Below are 20,417 nucleotides of genomic sequence, written 5' to 3'. Positions count from 1 at the left end.
GATGACCGTAGTGCAAACCGCCGTCTCGGCCGCAACCGCCGCCAGCCTGCCCGCCGCCGAGCCGCTGAAGGCCCAGCGCGACTCGCGCCCGCTGCGGCTGATCACCTGCGGCAGCGTCGATGACGGCAAGTCGACGCTGATCGGCCGCCTGCTCTGGGATACCAAGGCGGTCAAGGAAGACCAGGCCGCCACGCTGCAGCGCGATTCCACCGGCAAGCAGAACGATCTCGGCCTGCCCGACTTCGCACTGCTGCTCGACGGCCTGCAGGCCGAACGCGAACAGGGCATCACCATCGATGTCGCCTATCGCTATTTCTCGACCGACAAGCGCTCCTTCATCGTCGCCGACACGCCCGGTCACGAGCAATATACCCGCAACATGGCGACCGGCGCCTCGACTGCCGATCTCGCCATCCTGCTGGTCGATGCGCGGCTCGGCATCCTCGAACAGACGCGCCGCCACGCGACGATCGCCTCGCTGCTCGGCATCAGGCAGTTCGTGCTCGCCGTCAACAAGATCGACCTGACGGGCTACGACCGCGCCGGCTTCGACAAGATCAGCCACGAATTCCGCGAATTCGCGCTGTCGCTCGGCGTCAAGCAGATCACTGCCATCCCGATGTCGGCATTGAAGGGCGAGAACGTCGTCTACTCCGGCCAGGCCGCGATGCCCTGGTACAGCGGCCCGACGCTGGTGGAAACGCTGGAGCTTGCCACCGTGCGCTCGTCGCAGACGGTCGGCTTCCGCCTGTCGGTGCAGCGTGTGTCGCGTCCGGGCGAAAGCTTCCGCGGCTATCAGGGCACGGTTGCCGGCGGCTCGGTCAAGCCGGGCGACAGCGTCATGATCCTGCCGTCGGGCATGGTCGCCAACGTCTCCAAGATCGTCACCTTCGATCTCGTGCGCAACGCCGCGGTTGCCGGCGACGCGATCACGCTGGTGCTCGACCGGCAGGTCGACGTGGCGCGCGGCGATATGATCGTTTCGATCGACGCTCAGCCGCAGGTCGGCCTGGCCTTCGACGCGCAGATCGTCGCTCTGCAGCCCGAGGGCATCGAACCCGGCAAGCGCTACTGGCTGAAGAGCGGCAGCCGCCGCCAGCGCGTCCAGGTGCAGCCGCTCAGCCAGCTCGAACTGAAGACCGGCACGTGGAACGCCGCCCAGCGGCTCTACATGAACGCCATCGGCAAAGTCCGGCTCGTCTTCGACGAAGCGGCGATCTTCGATCCCTACGAGCAGAACCGGCAATCCGGCTCCTTCATCCTGATCGATCCGGAGACCAATAACACGGTCGCCGGCGGCATGGTGACCGGCAAACGCAGCGAACTTGGCGGCCTGCACAATGGTGACGCCCGTGTCATCCTCTCGCTGCCGGCCGACCTCGCCGAGCAGATCATGGCGAGCGAACTCTTCGCCAGCCGCAGCCATGAAGCCGAAGTGCGGCGGATGACGGCAGCCGAAGCGGCCGAACTCTGGTCGAGCGCTGCGAGCGATATCTGATAAGAGATAGGGGCTAGCAAGACTGGCCCCTCATGCGAGGCCGAACCCGCTGGCTAAGGGCTGGCGGATTCCTCGCGAAAGGCGCTGTCGCAAACTTCAGTGATGAAATCGATCCGATCCTCGGATGTTGCACGCCGGCTTTCGGCCCGAAGCGGCCTAACCCCTCGGGGGCTTAAGCCCTTGCCTTCTCCGCATTTTCCAAGCCACTTAGGCGCGACCCGCTGTCAGAGCTGAGTCCCAGAAATGGTCACGCCTGTAGGTCGTAGATCTTATGAGCCGCGACTGCGCAAACGAACTTGCCGCGACCGGGCGACCACGGCCCTTGGAAGCGACGTGGTTGTTCTGCAGGCGGTGGCTCACAAGGATGTGATGACGAACGGCGAATATCGGCGGTGGCCAGCGTGTTGTCGTCCAGGGCAGAAAACGAAGGAGTTCTTGCGATGAAGATCCATCCCTTGATTACCGCCGCGTTCTTGCTGATTTCCACCTGCGGCGTTGCCCAGGCGGACGACCACCTTTTCCAGGCGGAACAGCATGGATTGAAGTCCGGCAGCACGGCAGCTTCCACGACGCACGCCTTTACGACCAACAGTGCCGGTCACAGCGGTACATTGGCGCCCGGCCAGGGAAGTCCGTTCACCGGACACGACACCCAGACGCCGGCCACCGACACGGATGCCGCCAACGAGCACGCCAACGTGAAGCCCCGCTGAGGAGGCCAACGGTCACTCAGCGCGAATTGCAATTAGGCTCAGTCCGTTCGGTAGATCGATTTTGAAGGCGCATCGTTTGTGTTTCTTGCGCCTTCATTGTGCATAACGGTCCACTCCCACTCCCACCGAGAATATGTTTGCCTCGGCTTCGTTTTATGGCCACTTTTCTGCCAGTCGGATTCTGGCCGTGTGCTTGGAACTAATGACGGGCGAGACTGTTTCAGCTGTGACTTTGGCATGACGCTGACACGCCCTCCTGGCTGGGTAAGCCTCGATTTTGAGGAGACTTGCATCATGAAATTTTCATCCAGAATTCGTTCAGTCGCGGTTGCGGTTATCGCCGCAGCAGGAATGAGCTTCGCCGGCTCCGCGCATGCCGACAGCGGTACGATCAGCTTCTCAGTCTACAAGGCTGCCTTCTTTGTGGGTGGTTCTGGAGGCGAGGGTACGCTGACCTTCCATGGTCGCCGCTATCCCATCACTGTCGGCGGCATCTCGGGCGGCCTCGCCTTCGGGGCTTCTAAGACCAATTTTCATGGCACGGTTCGCCATATTCGCCGCGCTCGAGATGTGACGGGGGTCTACGGTGCGGCGGGCGGTGGCGGCGCGGTCGGCAAAGGTGCCCAGGTGATCGTCATGACCAATGACAAGGGCGCCCAACTCGAACTCTCAGGCAAACAGGTAGGCCTGCAAGTCAACGCCGATCTCAGCGGTATTGCCATCACGGTAAAGTAAGGGCCGTCGCACCGTTCGTCGTCCCGAAGCGGTCGCGATGCGCAGAGTTGCTAAAACTCTACAGAGAAATCGGGTGGGGGTCGCCGTTGACAGGCTTGCGGCCTTTCAGTGTGCGACAACTCACAGATTGGCCGCTAAACAAAAGCGTTTGCAGAAAATGGGTTTTTCAATTCACGTTTCGCTGATTACCGCTTGCCCGCGGGCTCATCTGAGCACATTCTTAAATTGGATCCTGGCGGTGCGGTAAGACGAGAGGTCAGGCCTGCAACGCTCAATCTCGACCTCGCAGTACTTGACGCGGCGCCTTTGCTCGACTGATCCCGAGCGAGGAGGTTGTCCATGTCCACGCCCTATGTCGACCACCCGCTACAACCGGGCGACCGGGTCCCGAACGTTGAGTTTGATGCAATCTCGCGCGAGGGGAAAATCGCACTTGACGATTTTCGTGGCCGCAGCCCGTTGTTGATCGGTTTGTTTCGGGGCCTGCATTGCCCGTTCTGCCGGCGCCACGTCGCCGCCATGGCATATCTCAACCCGGTACTGCGTGAGAAAGGCGTCCAATCCCTGGCTGTTGTAAACACCCCGGTCGAACGCGCGCGGCTCTATTTCCGTTACCATCCGATAGCCGATCTTCTTGCTGCTTCCGACCCGGTACGGGCTTCGCACCAAGCCTTCGGCTTACGCGAGGTCGGGATCGACACGCTCATGGCGATACGGATCGATCTTCCGGGCGAGTTGCCCGAGCCTATGGGCGTGAGGGCAATGGACCGAATTCTCAACGAGAAGGAAGGATATCAAATGACGGAAGCCGATGAGCAGATGATGACCGCCGATCACGGGCAGCTTGTCGGTCAGTTCCTCATCGACCGGGAGGGAATCGTACGCTGGAGCTTCACTGAAGCTCTGGAGCCCGGGCTACAAACATTCAAGGCACCGAATTCCCAGGAATTGATGTCGGTAGCTTCCCAAGTCGCACCTTGAGAGAAAAACTCGCTCGACGCCCACCGCCCGGGTGGTGCTCAGTGAGTTCCGGAACTGCTGCGACCTTTTGCGGTGGAACACTCCGCATCACGCGGATATATAGGTCATGCTGCGTTGGCTTTTTAGCGGTAACCGATGCCCAATTCTCCCGATTCCTCAGGTGAAAGCGTTAGCAGCTCGATCTCGGGTCGCAATCAGCCAGCAGATCCGGCGGCGCAAGCGGCTGCCTCGGATTCACCAGACATTACCCCAATCGACAACCCGCAACCAGCCCACGGATCCTTCGGCCAAACCAGACAGGCCGTGAGCAATCTATTCCGGGCGCTGCGTCACGATTTGCAGGCAAGTTCTGCCTTGGCGAAGAGCAGGACGGCCGCTTCGGGTTTGAGGCGGAAGCTACGGAGGTCGATGCGGCTGGCAGCCACATCAGCTCCAACAAGTTGGATGACCACTGCTCTAGCCAGAGCCGGAGGCGGAATTCGCGTTCGGCGTCTCAATCCGGCTGAAAGCAGCCAGCGCCGGTCGCTTCTGGCGGGCTGGCGAAAACTCGCTCTCGGGTTAACCCTTCTTGTCTGCCTCCTCGTCGGAAGTGTGCTGGTGTGGGCACTGAAAGACGTGCCCTGGAGCGAAATCCGGGATGGAACCTTGAAGCCGGTCGTGGTGCTGGAAACCGCCGACGGCGCGCCATTGGTAAGACAGGGGCCTTATCAGGGCCCATATGCGCGCTACGACCAGTTTCCGCCCCATCTGATTGATGCCGTCCTTTCGATCGAGGATCGCCGGTTCATGGATCATTTCGGCGTCGATCCCAGGGGTATCGGCAGGGCGTTTCTGCGGAACTTGGAGGCCGGCTCGGTGGTGGAGGGTGGCAGCACCATCACCCAGCAACTCATCAAGCTGCAATACCTCGACAGCGATCGAACGATAAAACGAAAGATCCAGGAGCTTGTCATCGCACTCTGGCTAGAGTGGAAGCTCGGCAAGCATGAAATCCTGACGCGCTATCTCAACAGCGTCTATCTTGGCGCCGGTGCGACCGGCATGCCTGCCGCCGCGCGCATCTATTTCAACAAGGATATCGGCGCCCTTGACCTGCCGGAGTCGGCGATGCTGGCGGGGCTGCTGCGGGCGCCCAGCCAATGGAATCCCATCGACAATTTCGAAGGCGCCCGACAGCGCACCATGGTCGTTCTCGACGCGATGGCGGCCAATGGCAAGATCACCGCGCCAGAGGCGGCGGAGGCCAAGACGAGCTTTGCCAAGCTGCATCCAACGACGCCGACCCCTCGCTCCGGGAGCTGGTTTGCAGACTGGATTTCGCCGCAAGCAAGCGAAATCGCCGGCTCCTCGCCAGGTTCGACGACGGTGCGCACGACGCTGGTGCCGCAGTTGCAACAGATCGCCGAAAGGATCGTGAAAAGGTCCTTGGACGGTGAAGGAAAAACCGTGGGAGCGTCGCAGGCCGCTTTGGTTGCGATGACGCCGGACGGCGCGGTCGTCGCGATGGTTGGAGGGCGTGATTACAAGGCGAGCCAGTTCAACCGCGCCGTCACTGCGATGCGCCAGCCGGGCTCCACCTTCAAGCTGTTCGTCTACTACGCAGCATTGAAGGCTGGGCTCACCTTGTCTGACCAGATTCTGGACGCGCCAATCGAAATCGACGGCTGGTCGCCGGAAAATTCCGGCGGCAACTATAGTGGCTGGGTGACGCTCGCCGAGGCGTTCGCGCGATCGCTCAATGCCGCGTCGGTGGCGCTTGCCCAAGAGGTCGGTCTGGACAATGTGATTGCCGCGGCGCGCGAACTCGGCGTCGATGCGCCACTGGCCGACACGCCGTCGTTGGCGCTCGGTACCTCCGAAGTCAATCTGCTCAATCTCACCAGCGCCTATGCGTCCGTCCAACTCGGCAAGGCCCCCGTCAAGCCATGGGGTATCATCGATTTCCAAGCCGCAGGGCAGCCCAAGGCCTTTCGCGTTGGCGCACAATCAAAGCCGAGTGTCGATCTTTCGCCTTACCAGTCCGATCTGCTCGGGCTCCTGCAGCTGGTGGTGGAGCGCGGCACTGGACGGGGAGCAGATCCCGGCACCTTTGCGGCCGGCAAGACCGGCACCAGCCAGAACAATCGTGATGCCTGGTTTGTCGGCTTCACGGACGCCTTGGTCGTCGGTGTCTGGGTCGGCAATGATGATGACGCGCCGATGAAGGGGGTAACGGGCGGCGCCCTGCCAGCCCATCTCTGGCGGGACTTCATCCGCGAGGCGACAACAGAACCGACGCTGAACGGCGTGCGATCGACCGAAGCAGTCGTCGATGGTCAAGGCGCACCGCAGTCCTGCAACATTAGCGCCTGCTCGCGCAGTTACCGCTCCTTCCGCCCATCCGATTGTACCTATCAGCCCTATTCCGGGGGCCGAAGGCTTTGCGAAAAGTGATCTGGTTCGGCAGAGACCCAGCCGCGGGGACTACTTGCCAAAAGCGTTTTTCAGCGCATCGACGATGACGCGGACCGAGGGGACGTCTTTGATATCGGCATGGACAACCAGCCAGACCTCTCTTGTCAACGGCTGTTCGGTCTCGATGCGCTGAAGACCGCTCGACTTCGCGACGGCGAAATCGGGGAGCATGACGACACCTGCACCAAGGCTTGCAGTTGCAGCCTGAAACTCCAGAACGGACGACCTCACGGCGATCGGCCGGCCGGCGGCCAGTTCGATCAGCCGCAATTGCTGCGGCGAGGCGTTCATGGTTTCGTCATAACCGATGAAGGTCCAGTCCGACGGTGGAACCGTTTCGTGATAGGTCTTCGATGCGTAGAGATGAAAGCTTGTCTCGCCGAGCTTGGCGATAGCGTAATCTCCGTCCTCCGGACGCGACATTCGCACGGCGATATCCGCCTCCCGCCTGTTCAGCGAGGCGAGGCGCTTTTCTCCGACAAGCGTAATCTCGACGCCGGGATGGTCTCGCCTGACGACTGCGATCGGTTTTGCAAGCAGCATGCTCGAGAGCGCGGGAGGGGCGCTGATCCTGACATGGCCGCGCAATTCGGTGGCGCTGCTGCGACCAAGCTGCTCGATCGCCGCTGTCTGGACGGCGGCGAGAGCGGCGTATCTCGCAACCTGCTCTCCGTCCGAAGTCAAGATGATGCGGCGTCCGCGGCGGTCTATGAGTTTGCGTCCGAGACTGGATTCGAGCGACGAAACGCGCCGACTGACGGTGGCATGTTCGACGCCGAGTTGTCTTGCTGCACCAAGCAAGGTTCCCGACTGCGCGAGCGCCAGGAAATGCCGAAGGTCATCCCAATCGAGCTTTGTGAAATCTCTCCCAGTCATTGTGCAGTAATAGGGAATTTTCACCCATTACGCCATCGCTTAATTTGTCCGGGCCAAAGGAGAGCACGAGCGATGACCGACCAGATTATATGGCTGAACGCCCCCGGCGACATCAACCAGTTCCATATTGAGCAGCACCGGTGTGACGATCCCGGCGATGGCGAGATCAGAATCCGTCATGAGGCGATCGGAACGAACTTTCTCGACATTTATCACCGGAAAGGCATCTACCCGATGCCGTCCTACCCCGCGGTGATCGGCGCCGAAGCGGCTGGAATTGTCGAGGCCGTTGGTCCGGGCGTCTCAATGTTCGAGAGAGGTGATCGCGTCGCCTATGCCGGGCCTCCGGTCGGCGCCTATCGCTCCGCGCGCAACATCGCCGCTGAAAGGGCGATCAAGCTGCCGGATACCGTTTCGGCTAAAACGGCAGCGAGTTCGCTCCTCAAAGGCATGACCGCCTACATGCTGTTGAAGAAGACCTATGATGTGCATGCCGGAAACCACGTTCTGATCCATGCGGCCGCGGGCGGGCTCGGCAGCATCCTCGTTCGCTGGGCCAAATCGCTCCAAGCCACCGTGATAGGGACGGTCGGCTCCTCCGAAAAAGCAGCCCTCGCCGCCTCGTGCGGCGCCGATCATCTGATCGTCGGACGCGGCGCCGATATCGTTTCGGACGTGAAGCGGTTGACGAACGGGCTCGGCGTCGACGTCGCCTATGACGGGATCGGCGGCGACACGCTTCTCAAAAGCCTACGCTCCGTCCGCCCATTCGGCATGGCCGTCACCATCGGTCAGGCCGCCGGCACCATTCCACCGGTGCCTGTCGAGGAACTTCGCCCGGGCAAGGCGCTCTGCCATCCGAGCATCATGGCCTGGTGCGCTGACGTCGGACAGTATCGCGAGGCTGCTCTCGCTGCCATCGGGGCAATGGAAACTGGGATCGTTTCGCAGATCGGTGCCGAATACCGTCTGGCCGACGTTGCGGAGGCGCACGAAGAGATGGAATCCGGGCGCGCGGCGGGCAGTATCCTGCTGATCCCTTGATGGCTCGAGAAAGAACACCGGCAGAGATCATGGAGCGACGGCGCTTCCGATCCGCGCGGCGGCTGTCGACGGGCTGATCCGCGCGGGCGATTCACAGCGACCAGCCGGAGCCATCTATCCAAAAAATGGCATTATCTTATCCATTCCGGCCATCTACAGCGAGAAAACCTGTTCCGATAGAGTGCAGCCAGTCGAGGGGGCGATCGGCACCAGACCGGCCCGCGCCCTGCTTCGCAACGCCGGACTGTCCGGCCGGCGTCGAGTGACGGGAAAGGATGAAAGACATGTCTACAGACAACAAGCCACTGATCGCAGTCACGGGTGCAACGAGCAAACAGGGGCGCAGCGTCGTTGCGACGCTTCTTGAAAGCCAGCGTTTCCGCGTCCGTGCGCTCACTCGAAGAAAGGATTCGCCCGAAGCTTTGCGTCTCGAGAAACTCGGCGCGGAAATCGTCGCCGTGCCCCTCGAACTCGGCCTTCAGAAGGAGTTCGTTGCGGCATTCAAAGGCGCGGACGGCGCGTTTCTGATGACGCCGCCGATCGCCCCGCCGGAGACGACCGAAGCTCCTCTCGGCCGGCAACTGGCGGATGCGGCCGTGGAGGCCGGCGTCGGGCACATTGTCTTCAGCACGCTGGAGGATGTCGACAAGATCACCGGTGGAACGAAATACGCGCCGCATTTTACCGACAAGGCGCGCGTTGCAGATTACATTCGCGGCGTGCCGATCTCTCATTCCTTCGTCATGCTGGCATTCTTCTATACAAACCTTATCGAGTATTATGCGCCGCGCATGGAAGGCGACACCCTGCTCTTGCCGATTTATCTTCCGGAAGATTTCCCAGCGCCTTTCGTCGATCCGCTGACGGCGACCGGGCCTGTTGTCCTCGAAATTTTCTCAAACCCCGAGCGCTATAACGGCAAAACGCTGCCGATCGTCGGCGATATCATCTCTCCGCGGGAGATGGTCGAAACTTTCCAACGCGTTACCGGCCTCAAGGCCGAGTATCGGAATGCTTTCACCAGGGATGGCCTGCTGCACTATTTTCCGGAATTTGCCGCCAACGAATTTTTTGTTCGTGAGCTTCTCGGGATGGTCGAATATGCGGTCGAATATGGCTATTTCGGCAAGGAGCACGATCTCGAATGGAGCCGACGGCTCAATCCCCAGACCCTCAACTGGGAGCAGTTTCTGCGGACGACGGGATGGCGCGGCGACAAACGGTCTTTCGGAGGTTGAAGCTGTCTCGCACAAGTGCGGCAGCGCTTGCGTGGCAACGACATACTTGAGGTAAATGCTTACGACGGCCGGATTCCCGGCAGCTTGGCAATCTCGGCGGCAAGAAAGTCGACGAGGAGCCGAACGCGGGCAATGGCGGCACGCTCAGGAACAATCAGCAAGCTCAGCGGAACCGGCGAAGGCCGATAGTCTCCAAGCACCACCTCCAGCCGGCCGTCGTCGAGCAGATCGTGAACCAGCCACAGATGTGTAGGACCAATGCCGCGTCCGGCAGCAAGGGCTTCGCGCGCCGCAAGCCCGTGATCGACACGCAGCCGGCCGCCGACCGGGATGACCAAGCTGGCGCCATCGGGAGAGGTAAGAAGGAGCTGATTGCTGCCGGCTACGTTGGACATCACGACGGTTTCGTAACGTAACAGATCGGCCGGGCGCTCCGGCCGTCCCCGGGCGGACAAATAGGCCGGAGCGCCGACCAGCAGCCGCTGGCTCTCTCCGACCGCATGAAGTTTCATCGAGCTGTCGGCGAGAGGTCCAAGGCGAAGCGCCACGTCAACGCCTTCGCGAACCAGATCGATGCGCTCGTCCGTCAGGTTGAGGTCGATGCGGATGTCCGGATGCTTGTCCTGGAAGTCGAAGATCATGCGCGTGACATGCATCACACCGAGCGCAGCCGTACAGGAAAGCCGAACAGCGCCCGCCGGAGCCTGACGGGCATCTCTGGCTTCCTCGGCAGCCTGTTCGACCAGGCGCAAGATCTGCAGGCAGTTGGTATAATAGCGACTGCCCTCCTCCGTCAGGGTGACGCGACGGGTGGTGCGGCTGAGCAGCGGCACACCGACAGCCTCCTCAAGCTCATTGAGGTGCCGCGTCACGGTGGATTGGCCGACGCCGAGCTCCTTTGCGACCATCGACAGGTTGCCGCGCTCGGCGACCCGCACGAAGGTGCGCATCCTGTCGAAGGACAATCCCGCGTTATCCATTTTTCAGCACAGTGGTGGCCATCCTGTCCATATACGGAATAATCCTCGCTGTGCCCAGACCTCAAGGCCCAACTCGACTTCCATTATGGCGGCACGTGCCAGATTATCGGGTCGAACCGCGCGGCACGATCGAAAAGCCGCAGTCGACCCTGTCTTCCTCGAGCGGCTCGTCGTGGATGGCGCGCAGCAGCATGTCAGCGACACGGCGGCCGATATCCTGGCGCGGTAGGTGCACCGTCGTCAGCGACGGCTCGATGAAGGGCGAAAATTCCAGATCGTTGAAGCCGCAGATGCCGACTTCCTCCGGCACGCGGATGCCGCGCGCTTTGCATTCGATCAGCACGCCGAAGGCCAGTTCGTCGCTCTGGGCAAAGACGGCATCGACATCGGGCACACGCTCGAGCAGGCGGGAAAACAGCTCCCTGCCGAGGGCGACGCGGCTCGGCGCATCCCCGCCGATGATGAGAGCCTCCTGGAAAAGGCCGGCTTCCCGCATCACCGCCTCATAACCGGCAATGCGCCGGCGCGAGCGGACATCGCCGCCGCGGCCGATGAAGGCAATCCTGCTATAGCCTCTCGACAACAGGAAGCGGGTCGGTTCGGCGCCGGCCGAATAATGATCGAGGCCGACGACCAGGCTTTGGGGTTCCTGGCTGAGATCGGTGACATGGGCGATGGGACAGGCGGCGCTCGCCATCAGCGGCAGAAGATCGCCGTAGGATTCAGCGCCGGCGATGACGACGCCGGCCGGCTTCTGCGTCAGGATGGATTTCAGCAGGCCGGCTTCGCCCTCGGAATGGTGCAGCGTGCTGGAATATTGCACGGTGAACTCCGTGCCGCGGAAACAATCCTCGATGCCGATCATCAGGGCGGCGAAGCCGTACTGGTGCAAGGCCGGGGTGATGACGCCGACAATGCCGTTATGGCGGCCGGCCAGCGCCCGGGCGGCAAGATTGGGGATATAGCCCATCTCCTCGACCGTGCGCAGGATCTCTTCGCGCAGATCCTCCGAGACGATTTCGGGGTTGCGCAGCGCGCGCGAAATGGTGATCGGACTGACGCCCACCTTCTTCGCCACATCGCTCAGCTTCACCTGCATCCCGCGCTCGGCTTTCCGTCTCCGCTCCACCGAATTCTTCATCGCCCCTCAGATGCCGCCGACGAGACTCGCCTGCGGCCGATTCCCCGGTCATTACTTCCTGACCAAGAAATAATTTAGAGTCTACTAACTTTTGTGTTCGCAGCCGGTTCCTGGGATACGATTCCATGCAGGCGCTGGACGGTTTGCTTTACGACACAGGTTGAAGCGACGCTCGGATCACCGCACCGCCCTGAAATGGCGCGTCACTCCTTGGAGACGGCCTCTCTCTCCCTGGCGCCCCCCCGGGCGATCGCAGGTTCCGAGATCTGTAATCCGGCCGGGAGCAGCGGTCGGCGCCACGCTTTGGCAGCGAAGATTAAACTTCAGTAATGTCTGACAAATCGGCAATATAAACATGATCAATATTTAATTTGTAAAGCCGTCCGGCGCGATCATATTAATCCCGAGCGCGAATTCTTCTTGCCCTCCCCGATCGTCGCCTCCCGACGATCCGCGCCGGCGAACACAGGAATTGGCGCACCTCATCCGACGCCAGGTCCGAGACACGGAACTACGACGCCATCACAAGCCAACGCTCTCGCAAGGGATCACCACCATGTCACGTATTCTCAGCAAACATCGCACAGCAGGACTTGTCGGGGCCGCCATTATCGCCGGCGCGGCATGCCTGCCCTACGCCATCAATTCGTCCAGCGCCTTTGCCGCACCATCGGACACGGGCGGCATTCTCGCCCCGAGCGGCTCCTTCGCCTCCGTCGTCGACGCCGACAAGCCTGCCGTCGTCACCATCACCACGACGATGAAGACGACGGATGTCAGCGCCGATCAGCAATCGCCGATGGACGAGCAGTTCCGCCAGTTCTTCGAGGACCAGGGTATTCCGCTGCCACGCCCGGCGCCGCAACAGCGCGGCTCCCAGCATGCGATGGCGCTCGGCTCCGGCTTCATCGTCAGCCCGGACGGCGTGATCGTCACCAACAACCATGTCATCGACAATGCGCTCGACATCAAGGTGACGCTCGACGACGGCACAGAACTTCCGGCCAAGCTGATCGGCACCGATCCGAAATCCGATGTCGCCGTGTTGAAGGTCGAGGCGGGCAAGCCGCTGCAGACCGTCGCCTGGGGCGATTCCGACAGGCTGAAGCTCGGCGACCAGATCCTGGCGATCGGCAATCCCTTCGGCATCGGCACCACGGTGACGGCGGGCATCGTTTCGGCGCGCGGCCGCGACCTGCACAGCGGGCCCTATGACGATTTCATCCAGATTGATGCGCCGATCAACCACGGCAATTCGGGCGGCCCGCTGGTCGATCGTGAGGGCAAGGTCGTCGGCATCAACACCGCCATCTATTCGCCGAACGGCGGCAGCGTCGGTGTCGGCTTCGCCATTCCCTCCGACGAGGCCAAGGAGATCGTCGCCAAGCTCGAGAAGGACGGTTCGATCAATCACGGCTATCTCGGCGTGCAGATCCAGCCGGTCACGAAAGACGTCGCCGATGCCGTCGGCCTCGACAAGACCGGCGGCGCGCTGGTGGCTGCCGTCTCCGCCGATACGCCGGCCGCCCATGCCGGACTGAAGCCCGGTGACATCGTCACATCGGTCGGCGGCGAGACCGTCAAGACGCCGAAGGACCTGTCGCGTCTCGTCGCCGATCTCTCGCCCGGCACGCAAAAGTCGCTCGGCGTCTGGCGCGACGGCAAGGAGATCGATCTCAACGTTACCGTCGGCGCCAATGCGGATGGCCAGAAGCAGGCTGCGGCGACAAGCCCGGAAGCGCAGGGCCAGTCCTCCGGCCAGCCGAGCCTCGGCATCGGCCTTGCCGAGCTGACGCCGGATGTGCGCCAGCAGCTCAACCTGCCGCGCTCGGTCAGCGGCGCGGTGGTCGCCAGCGTCAATCCGGACAAATCGGCCGCCGCCGCCGGCATCCAGTCGGGCGACGTCATCGTCTCGGTCAACGACCGGCCGGTGCACAATGCCCGCGATGTCAAGGCTGCAATCGCCGAAGCCGGCAAGGCCGGCCGCAAATCCGTGCTGCTGCTCGTCGAACGCGACGGGAATAAAACCTTCGTCGCCGTACCACTTGCCGCGGCCTGAGAGCCGAGTCCGGCAGCAACACCTTCATTGCCGTTCCCTTTGCCGCGGCCACAGCCCCTCATCCGCCTGCCGGCACCTTCTCCCCGTAAACGGGGCGAAGGGGACAAGCCGCGACCTCTCGGTCGCTCGCCAAAAGTCTCGTAAGGCACGTCCCCTCTCCCCGTCAGAACGGGGAGAGGGTTAGGGTGAGGGGCAAGCCATCGACACGGATCGGACAGCAGTGGCACAAGGCCGAGGATGACGTCGGGATCTATGGCTGTCCGGCTCCGGTACAGAGCTGCGACCAGCCCTCGTAGCGCATGGTAAATGCCGGCATTTCTGATGAAAAACCAACAGACCGCCGGTTTTTCGTGCCGGAAAGCGACACGGAAACAAGGTGTTGCGCCATTGCCTGACATTCCCGCCGACGGGCCGTCAACTCCCGCTGGACGAATTAACCCTACTGCCTTACCTTAATATCAGCATCAACTTGAATACATCCCGCCCTGTGACATCGTATTTTCATGATCGCTAATTTGTTCCGGCACGGCGCGCCGGAACGGTGACCCGCCTTTCCCGAAGGGGACCGGCTTCATGCATCAAGCAGCGCCGCAACATCAAACGGAGGGGTATGCCATGAATAACATTGTGGAATTTCGTGCCAAATGCCCGAATGACAAAGATCTGGCCGACTGCCGGGAAGCGCTTGAACCGCAGGTGATGAAGATCGTCGCCGAAGCTGTCGGCAGGGGCTATCCGCCAGCCGAAGCGGCCATGGTGGTCGCCGATATCGCCGACGACTATATTCTGATGCTATCGCGCGAGCTGCGGCATTGATGGCTCGGCGTGCGCGGACAGATCGGCACGCCGATAAGCCGGAAGCAAGGGTAGAGTGGACCGCGCAGCGCCTGCCGGGGTAGCAGGGGGTACAGGAGACGAGACCGACCGCGCGGCCCGGCGATCTAACGCCGGATAGTGCCGGAAGTTCCGGCTCCGGCGTTATCGCCATTTCGGCTGGGGCGGCGGCGCATTGGCCCGGATCTCATGCAGCGGCGCGTGAGACCCGAGCAGCTTTTTCAGCTTCTTCTCCTCCGCCGGGCCAATCCCGAACTTGCGGCAATGCTCGGCAACGTCATGCTCCCGGGGGCCGGGAACGCGAACTTGGCGGTTGCTCATGCTCTTCATGTCCGTTTCCTCCTTGAAGAGGATAACAAACAGGCGGCGGTTTTGTTCGTTAGTAAAGTCTAATTTTAAGTAAGGCGTCGGAGGCGGCAATATATCAGCCGCGCTGGCGCCGTTTTGCTGCATATGACTTGCCGGGCCGAACAGCGCAAAGATGGCGCACCGCTCAACTGATCTTCAGCCAATGCCTGAGCGCCGCCACCGCCCCATCACTGGCATAGGCAATGACCCCGCCCGTCGTCAGCCCGGCGAAGGCAATCAGCCCCGAGATGCCATAGCCGATCGATTTCATCCGTTTCCATTCTTCCAGCGCCGGGCCGACCGTCTCCTGGTTCTTCACGACGGTTTCCTTGAGCGTCACGATCTCGGCGCGGATCTGCGCATCGGCTCCGCCTGTCATCGCCACCCTGGTGTCGAGATGGGCGATCTGCCTTGCCTGTTCGTCGAGCCGCTTGTGGATCACGGCGCGGCTCTCATGGGCATTGGCTTTTTCGTCGCCCATTTCCTGGCGCAGTAGCGCGACGTTCTCCTCGATGCCGGTCAGCCTTCCCTCGACGCGCCCGAGGGCGCGCAGGATATCGTCGTTGGATGTCATATCGGGCCACCTCAGGAATTGAATTTCAGCTTCTCGGACTGGGCAATGCCGTTCGAAATCTGGTCGATCATGATCGGCTGCGGGTGGATGAAGGAGACCGGCGAAAGCTCGCCGACGGACGGCGCCGGACGCACCACTGAGCCCACAGGCATGACGACGGCGCTCACGCCTTGATAGGTGATGACGTTGCCGGCGATGCTGGCGACGACCTGCGTGCTCAGGCGCGCCAGGCCGTCCGGACCGGAATAGATGTGCAGCGTCTGTTCCGGCCTGAAGATGCTCGCATCGGCGACGACGATCTGGTTGTAGGTGGTAACGCCGTCAGTTCCAGCCTGCGCGGTCAAAGTCGTGCTCGCAAGCTCCAGCATGCCGGGCCAGACGCCGCCTCTCGAGGGGGAGACCCAGGCTGCGTAGGTATCGATTGCCGCGTCGCAACAAGCCGATGTCTGCGCAAGGATATCGTCGCGAAGCCGCCATTTGCCCGAAGCGTCCGTTCCGTCCGAGGGCCAGCTGTTGTTGGTTCCATAGACCTGATACTCGGCCCTGAGGCCGAGATCGTTGCAGGTGATGGTCCCGGTCGCCGGCGAAGTGCCGCCGGCGAAACTGTAGGTGAAGGTGTTGGCGTCGACGACCGATATTACATAGCTTCCATTGTAAGCGGTCGGCGTTGCTCCCGAGATACTGACGGTCTGGCCTGTCGCAAGTCCGTTGAGGCCGCTTGCGATGGTCGCCGTGGCGACCGTGCCGACCGAGGTCAGCGTGATGTTGCGTGTGACGGTCGTCCGCCCGAGCGGCGGGAAGGCAACGATTCTGACGCCGGCATATTCGGCGCGCAGGCGGGTGACCAGGGAGCGGTAATTGGTGGTGAAGAACTGCGTATAGGTCGAGGCCGTGTCGTTCTGCCCCATCTGGTTTGTTATGACCGTGAACGGCCATTTATTGCCGTTGAAGGCGATGATTTCGCGGATGATGTCTCGGCGCCTGGTCGCGATCGAGGAGCCGCTGCCGGTATATTCCCGGACGGAACCGGCACCCGGCATGCCGATCAGGCAATGGGGAATGCGGCCCGGGCCACCATCCCTATCGAGCCAGCGGCGCAGCCAGCCGAGATTGCCGCGCGTATCGGCTGCGGACGAATATTCCTGGCGCGCCTCGCCGATGCTGTCGACGAAAGCCAGCGCGACCGGCCTTCCATCCCAGTCGCCCTTGGCGACCATGAAATCGGCCCCCCAATATTGCGGCTGCGCCTGCGTGCCGTAGCCGGTATCGAGGCTGGCGGTGCTGTCGGCGAGCGGGCTATCCTTGAAGGCAAGCAGCGAGGCGAGATCGCCGGCGCCCCAGACGCGTTCGCCGCGATGTTTCTGCATGCGATAAACCGGCCAGATCTTCTCGCCGACGGCGGTGTGATAAAACAGCCAGATTTCGATTTCGCTTTCCGGCGCCACGTCAGGAATGGTCAGCTCGTCCGTCCAGGCGCCGTTCGTCTGGTCGGCGACGGTTACCGTGTCGAGCCCGGCGAAGGTGCACCGGTAGAAGACGCCGGCGACGCGGACGAACATGGCGTCGGCGACCACGGAATTGCCCGGCGTGCCGATCGTGCCGGTGACGACGGTTTCCTGCGGCGAATTTCCGCCTTCCGTCGAGGCGAAGCCGGAAAGATGGAAGCGGAAGGTCCGCGTCTTATATTGCGGCGTGTTGACGACGATCTTGGTGCAGACATAATTCGTGCCGGAGGCGGCGGTGACGATCGCGCCCGACGGCATGCGGTTGCGGGTGGCGAAGAACATGTAGCGGTCGGGGTCCCCGGCGCTGCCGCCCGCGCCGTTCAGCATCGGATTGGCAAGGGCGAGCGAAATGGCATTCATCATCGGCGTGTTCCGTATCGGCTGGTGAGGTCATCATAGAATTTGACGCTGCGCTCCTGGCGGGCGTTGGCGCGGTCGAGCGCCTGGCGCTCGCGGGCGAGGATCGCAATCAGCGGCTCGCCTTCAAGGACGGGCGCATGCGCTTCCTGCTTTCTGAGATCGTCTGGCAGCGGCGGCAGCACGATGCCCGCTGCCGCCTGCCCGCTCGCGACCGCCGCCTTGTTCAGGCGCTCAGTGGCGGAGCAGCCAGTCACGGTCAGCAGCAGTGACAGCGCAAGCGCGGTTCTTTTGCGAAAGCTCGAGTTCATAGGATCGGATCTCGTTTTCCAATGTGTTTCTGGCGTCCTGCTCGGCGGCCTTGGCGGCCTCCAGGCGCTTGCGGTGCTCCTCGCCGGCGCCGGCCGCTGCATCGCGCTGGCGCTCCATCTCGGCCGCCCTGGCTTCGGCCGCGGTCTTTTCGGACATAAGGACGTAGCCGGCGCGCGCTTGACGCGCCGCCGAGGGGTAGCCGATCGAGACCGCATAGAGGTGATAGAGCACGAGGCCTGCGGCGATGCCGGCACCCATCTTCAGCGCGTCGAGAAGGCCGAACATCAGATGCCCTCCAGGCAGAAGGCGCGCTCCTTCTGCCGGCGGCGCGTCAGGCCGGGAAAGGTGATGCCGGCGGCGCGGTTCCATTTAAGGAGAGCCTCACAGCCCTCGGCCGTCCGGCCCTGATTGATGAGCTTCACCGCGCTCGAGCCGCAGGCCGCCCTCACGCCGACATTATAGGCAAAGGAGGTCAGCGCCACGAAGCGGGCATCCGGAAGCGGGGCCGTCACGCACCGCTCTATGCCATTGGCATACTGCTGCAGCTCGAGCGAAAGCAGCGCCTTGCACTCTCCCACCGTCTTATAGTCACCCGGCTTCACACCGTTGGTGCTGCCGTAGCAGATCGTCCACGGCTGGCCTTGAGTGGCCGGATCCGGATAGGCGTGCTGCCGGAGCCCTTCGAAGCTTCCGACCAATGCAACGGCCATCGCGGCAGCGGCGCTACCTTTCTTGAGCCTGTTCATCTTTGAGATTCTCCTGATGAATGATGCGCGCGATCGGGGACATCAGAAGGATGGCGATCGACAGCCATTTCGGAATGAAGTCATCGAGGTACGGCACGACATACGGCAGCAGCTCGAACAAGCCTGCCAAATAGACGCACCACATGGACAGCGACCACGTGAGCACGCGGCGCTTGTTGCGGATCAATTTCATGGGATTTTTGCCTCAGCGTCGGCGGCTTATTAGAGTACTCACAAGTACACTAATAGTTGTCTCTTGATAAAGTGTTCGCGCCGAGGTTACTTGGCCGCATGCGTTCACTTCAAAATTCGGGTAAAGTCGAAGGTATCGATACCGTCAGAGCGGTTGCCGCCCTGTCTGTTGTATTCGCGCATCTTCTTGGCCCCTCGATGCCCGGACTTTCGAAATACCTGTTCACAGGCCATCCGGCGGTGATTGCCTTCTTTGTGGTTTCCGGCTTCTGCATCCATTACCCGTACCGGACCCGCATGCTTCAAGTCGGGCCATTTCTTGCCGGCCGCTTTATTCGGATAGTGCCGCCAGCCGCCGCAGCGTTCATCTTGGCGCAATCGCTGGGGATGCGAGCCTATAATCCGATCGACGGCTATATTCTCTGGTCCGTCGTTTGCGAGGCCGTTTACTACTGCCTGTATCCGCTTATCCTAGCCACCTCTCGCCGGATCGGATGGCCCCTGCTCATCGCGGCATCTGTCCTGGCCTCATATGGTGTGGCGATAGGCGTTGGCTCTGACCAATACGGAAACGCCAAAGCCTACGGGCCACAACTCAATTGGGTCGTCGGGCTCCCCGCATGGCTCCTCGGCTGCTACCTCGCCGAAAATCTCCATCGTCTGAAGCTGCCAGGCAATGTCTGGAGCTGGCGCGCCGGGACTGCCGCAACTGCGTCCGCTCTTTATTGGGCGACGATGAACTCCGCCGCTGGCTTTTACCTCACCATGGTGCCGTTCTCGGCACTCGCCGGTTGTTGGATTTTGGCGGAGATCAGGAACGCCTCTGAAAAAGGCCCTATCCATGCCTTGGAGGCCATCGGTGGCGCCTGTTTTTCAATTTATCTCGTCCACGTGATTGCGGCCGGGGCGATTGGATGGTTCGTAACGACGCCGATCGTCGTTTGCGCCCTGTCGCTGGCGCTCGTCTATCCGTTCTACCGATGGATCGAAAAGCCGTGCCATGCCGCCGCTCGCCGTGCCAAAGCAACGATGGAGCAGTTGGAGGCAAGACGCCGCTTGGAAGAACGGGATGGGATCGCCATACGCGACGGTGCGTAGCCCCTCAAAGGTGCTGACGGCAGCGATTCCTGCGGCAGCGATCGCGTTACCTACTTCGGGTGGCCTACCATTGGCTAAGTCTCCAATGCTTGAAGCAGCACCGCCCCGATACTACGCCACGTACTATCACATCTGATTAGACGCGGTATTTAACGACTTTCGCCGGCGAGCCAACGGCGATTGCATAGTCGGGAATATCGGTCGTAACGACGGAGTTTGCTCCGATCACGGCTCCCGTCCCTATCGTAACGTTCATCAATATTTTGGCGCCCGCACCAATCCAGACATCATCACCAATTTCGACAAAGCCGATTTCGGCCTTTTGAAGCCTGATTGGAACGTCTCGTCTGATACCGTGGCTGTGATCGATGATCTGGACATCTGAGCCGATCAGGACATCATTGCCAATTGATATCCGGTTTTTCGCCGTGATGATGTTGCGCCGGCCGATTACGGTGTTGTTGCCGATGAAGACTTTGGGCTCTGGCATTGTAAGTTGGAAGAACGACTGGTCTTGGATGGTGACGTTATCGCCAACCTCAAGGACGGCATGACCGACCAGGCGAAACTCGGCGCTGGGCTTCACCACGAGATTTTCGCCAGCCGCTGTGAAGTAGCGGAAGCGCTTATAAGCAGTGACGAGCCGCTGGATTACGCCGCCTCGATTACGATACGATGCTTTGTCGACCTGTGCCATTTCTACTCCTGGCGTGATGGCAGCATGTCAAACAC

21 protein-coding genes are annotated in these 20,417 nt (G+C 61.6%); 10 read left to right on the top strand and 11 right to left on the bottom strand.

The annotated features are described in order from the left end of the window. Nucleotide 1 precedes the first annotated feature (1 nt). The 5 genes from cysN (at nt 2) to GGD53_RS25165 (ending at nt 6,360) form a co-directional block, all read left to right on the top strand. Nucleotides 2–1,498, top strand: coding sequence for a sulfate adenylyltransferase subunit CysN (gene cysN, locus GGD53_RS25185; protein WP_184459472.1), 1,497 nt, complete (start codon nt 2–4; stop codon nt 1,496–1,498). A gap of 440 nt (nt 1,499–1,938) precedes the next feature. Then, the gene (locus GGD53_RS25180) at nt 1,939–2,211 is read left to right on the top strand and encodes a hypothetical protein (RefSeq protein WP_184459471.1); all 273 of its coding nucleotides are present in this window, start codon (nt 1,939–1,941) and stop codon (nt 2,209–2,211) included. A gap of 294 nt (nt 2,212–2,505) precedes the next feature. Then, entirely contained in the window at nt 2,506–2,946 is a 441-nt protein-coding gene (locus GGD53_RS25175) for a hypothetical protein (protein WP_184459470.1), read from the top strand. A gap of 339 nt (nt 2,947–3,285) precedes the next feature. After that, entirely contained in the window at nt 3,286–3,927 is a 642-nt protein-coding gene (locus GGD53_RS25170; RefSeq protein WP_184459469.1) for a peroxiredoxin-like family protein, read from the top strand. A 135-nt stretch (nt 3,928–4,062) separates the two neighbouring features. Next, nucleotides 4,063–6,360: a PBP1A family penicillin-binding protein gene (locus GGD53_RS25165; RefSeq protein WP_184459468.1), complete on the top strand. Its 2,298-nt coding sequence runs from the start codon at nt 4,063–4,065 to the stop codon at nt 6,358–6,360. 30 nt (nt 6,361–6,390) lie between these two features. Here GGD53_RS25165 and GGD53_RS25160 read toward each other — a convergent pair whose 3' ends face one another. Then, the gene (locus tag GGD53_RS25160) at nt 6,391–7,257 is read right to left on the bottom strand and encodes a LysR family transcriptional regulator (protein WP_184459497.1); all 867 of its coding nucleotides are present in this window, start codon (nt 7,255–7,257) and stop codon (nt 6,391–6,393) included. 72 nt (nt 7,258–7,329) lie between these two features. On the opposite strand from GGD53_RS25160, the gene GGD53_RS25155 reads away from it, so the two are divergent. Both GGD53_RS25155 and GGD53_RS25150 read left to right on the top strand, forming a co-directional pair. Then, on the top strand, nt 7,330–8,301 hold the full coding sequence (locus tag GGD53_RS25155; RefSeq protein WP_184459467.1) for a quinone oxidoreductase family protein: 972 nt from the start codon (nt 7,330–7,332) through the stop codon (nt 8,299–8,301). A 284-nt stretch (nt 8,302–8,585) separates the two neighbouring features. Then, nucleotides 8,586–9,539: an NmrA/HSCARG family protein gene (locus GGD53_RS25150; RefSeq protein ID WP_184459466.1), complete on the top strand. Its 954-nt coding sequence runs from the start codon at nt 8,586–8,588 to the stop codon at nt 9,537–9,539. 59 nt (nt 9,540–9,598) lie between these two features. Here the strand turns inward: GGD53_RS25150 and GGD53_RS25145 are convergent, their stop codons facing one another. Next, complete coding sequence (locus GGD53_RS25145) at nt 9,599–10,519, bottom strand: LysR family transcriptional regulator (RefSeq protein ID WP_184459465.1); 921 nt, start codon at nt 10,517–10,519, stop codon at nt 9,599–9,601. A gap of 103 nt (nt 10,520–10,622) precedes the next feature. Continuing rightward, nucleotides 10,623–11,660, bottom strand: coding sequence for a LacI family DNA-binding transcriptional regulator (locus GGD53_RS25140; RefSeq protein WP_184459464.1), 1,038 nt, complete (start codon nt 11,658–11,660; stop codon nt 10,623–10,625). Nucleotides 11,661–12,216: 556 nt separating this feature from the next. On the opposite strand from GGD53_RS25140, the gene GGD53_RS25135 reads away from it, so the two are divergent. Then, complete coding sequence (locus tag GGD53_RS25135) at nt 12,217–13,719, top strand: DegQ family serine endoprotease (RefSeq protein ID WP_184459463.1); 1,503 nt, start codon at nt 12,217–12,219, stop codon at nt 13,717–13,719. A gap of 615 nt (nt 13,720–14,334) precedes the next feature. Then, nucleotides 14,335–14,535, top strand: a complete 201-nt coding sequence (locus tag GGD53_RS25130; RefSeq protein WP_064801080.1) for a hypothetical protein — start codon at nt 14,335–14,337, stop codon at nt 14,533–14,535. 162 nt (nt 14,536–14,697) lie between these two features. Here the strand turns inward: GGD53_RS25130 and GGD53_RS25125 are convergent, their stop codons facing one another. The 7 genes from GGD53_RS25125 to GGD53_RS25095 form a co-directional block, all read right to left on the bottom strand. Beyond that, complete coding sequence (locus GGD53_RS25125; RefSeq protein ID WP_082240273.1) at nt 14,698–14,883, bottom strand: hypothetical protein; 186 nt, start codon at nt 14,881–14,883, stop codon at nt 14,698–14,700. A gap of 163 nt (nt 14,884–15,046) precedes the next feature. Then, the gene (locus tag GGD53_RS25120) at nt 15,047–15,475 is read right to left on the bottom strand and encodes a DUF1515 domain-containing protein (protein ID WP_184459462.1); all 429 of its coding nucleotides are present in this window, start codon (nt 15,473–15,475) and stop codon (nt 15,047–15,049) included. An 11-nt stretch (nt 15,476–15,486) separates the two neighbouring features. Continuing rightward, nucleotides 15,487–17,343, bottom strand: a complete 1,857-nt coding sequence (locus GGD53_RS25115) for a hypothetical protein (protein WP_184459461.1) — start codon at nt 17,341–17,343, stop codon at nt 15,487–15,489. Next, entirely contained in the window at nt 17,340–17,567 is a 228-nt protein-coding gene (locus tag GGD53_RS25110) for a hypothetical protein (RefSeq protein WP_184459496.1), read from the bottom strand. Before GGD53_RS25110 ends, GGD53_RS25115 begins: the two co-directional genes overlap by 4 nt. A 4-nt stretch (nt 17,568–17,571) precedes the next feature. Beyond that, nucleotides 17,572–17,934: a hypothetical protein gene (locus GGD53_RS25105; RefSeq protein WP_184459460.1), complete on the bottom strand. Its 363-nt coding sequence runs from the start codon at nt 17,932–17,934 to the stop codon at nt 17,572–17,574. Then, nucleotides 17,934–18,395: a lysozyme gene (locus GGD53_RS25100; RefSeq protein WP_184459459.1), complete on the bottom strand. Its 462-nt coding sequence runs from the start codon at nt 18,393–18,395 to the stop codon at nt 17,934–17,936. The genes GGD53_RS25105 and GGD53_RS25100 overlap by 1 nt, the downstream gene beginning before the upstream one ends. Beyond that, entirely contained in the window at nt 18,373–18,588 is a 216-nt protein-coding gene (locus GGD53_RS25095; RefSeq protein ID WP_184459458.1) for a hypothetical protein, read from the bottom strand. Before GGD53_RS25095 ends, GGD53_RS25100 begins: the two co-directional genes overlap by 23 nt. 98 nt (nt 18,589–18,686) lie before the next feature. Between GGD53_RS25095 and GGD53_RS25090 the strand changes: the two genes are divergently transcribed. Further along, nucleotides 18,687–19,685: an acyltransferase family protein gene (locus GGD53_RS25090; protein ID WP_184459457.1), complete on the top strand. Its 999-nt coding sequence runs from the start codon at nt 18,687–18,689 to the stop codon at nt 19,683–19,685. A 136-nt stretch (nt 19,686–19,821) separates the two neighbouring features. On the opposite strand, the gene GGD53_RS25085 is transcribed toward GGD53_RS25090, so the two are convergent. Further along, entirely contained in the window at nt 19,822–20,382 is a 561-nt protein-coding gene (locus GGD53_RS25085; protein WP_184459456.1) for an acyltransferase, read from the bottom strand. Nucleotides 20,383–20,417 lie beyond the last annotated feature (35 nt).

It is taken from the genome of Rhizobium aethiopicum (assembly GCF_014197535.1).
Lineage (GTDB): Bacteria > Pseudomonadota > Alphaproteobacteria > Rhizobiales > Rhizobiaceae > Rhizobium > Rhizobium aethiopicum_A.
The sequence above is the reverse complement of the archived record's forward strand: the minus strand, read 5'-3'. Positions and strand labels throughout refer to the sequence as shown.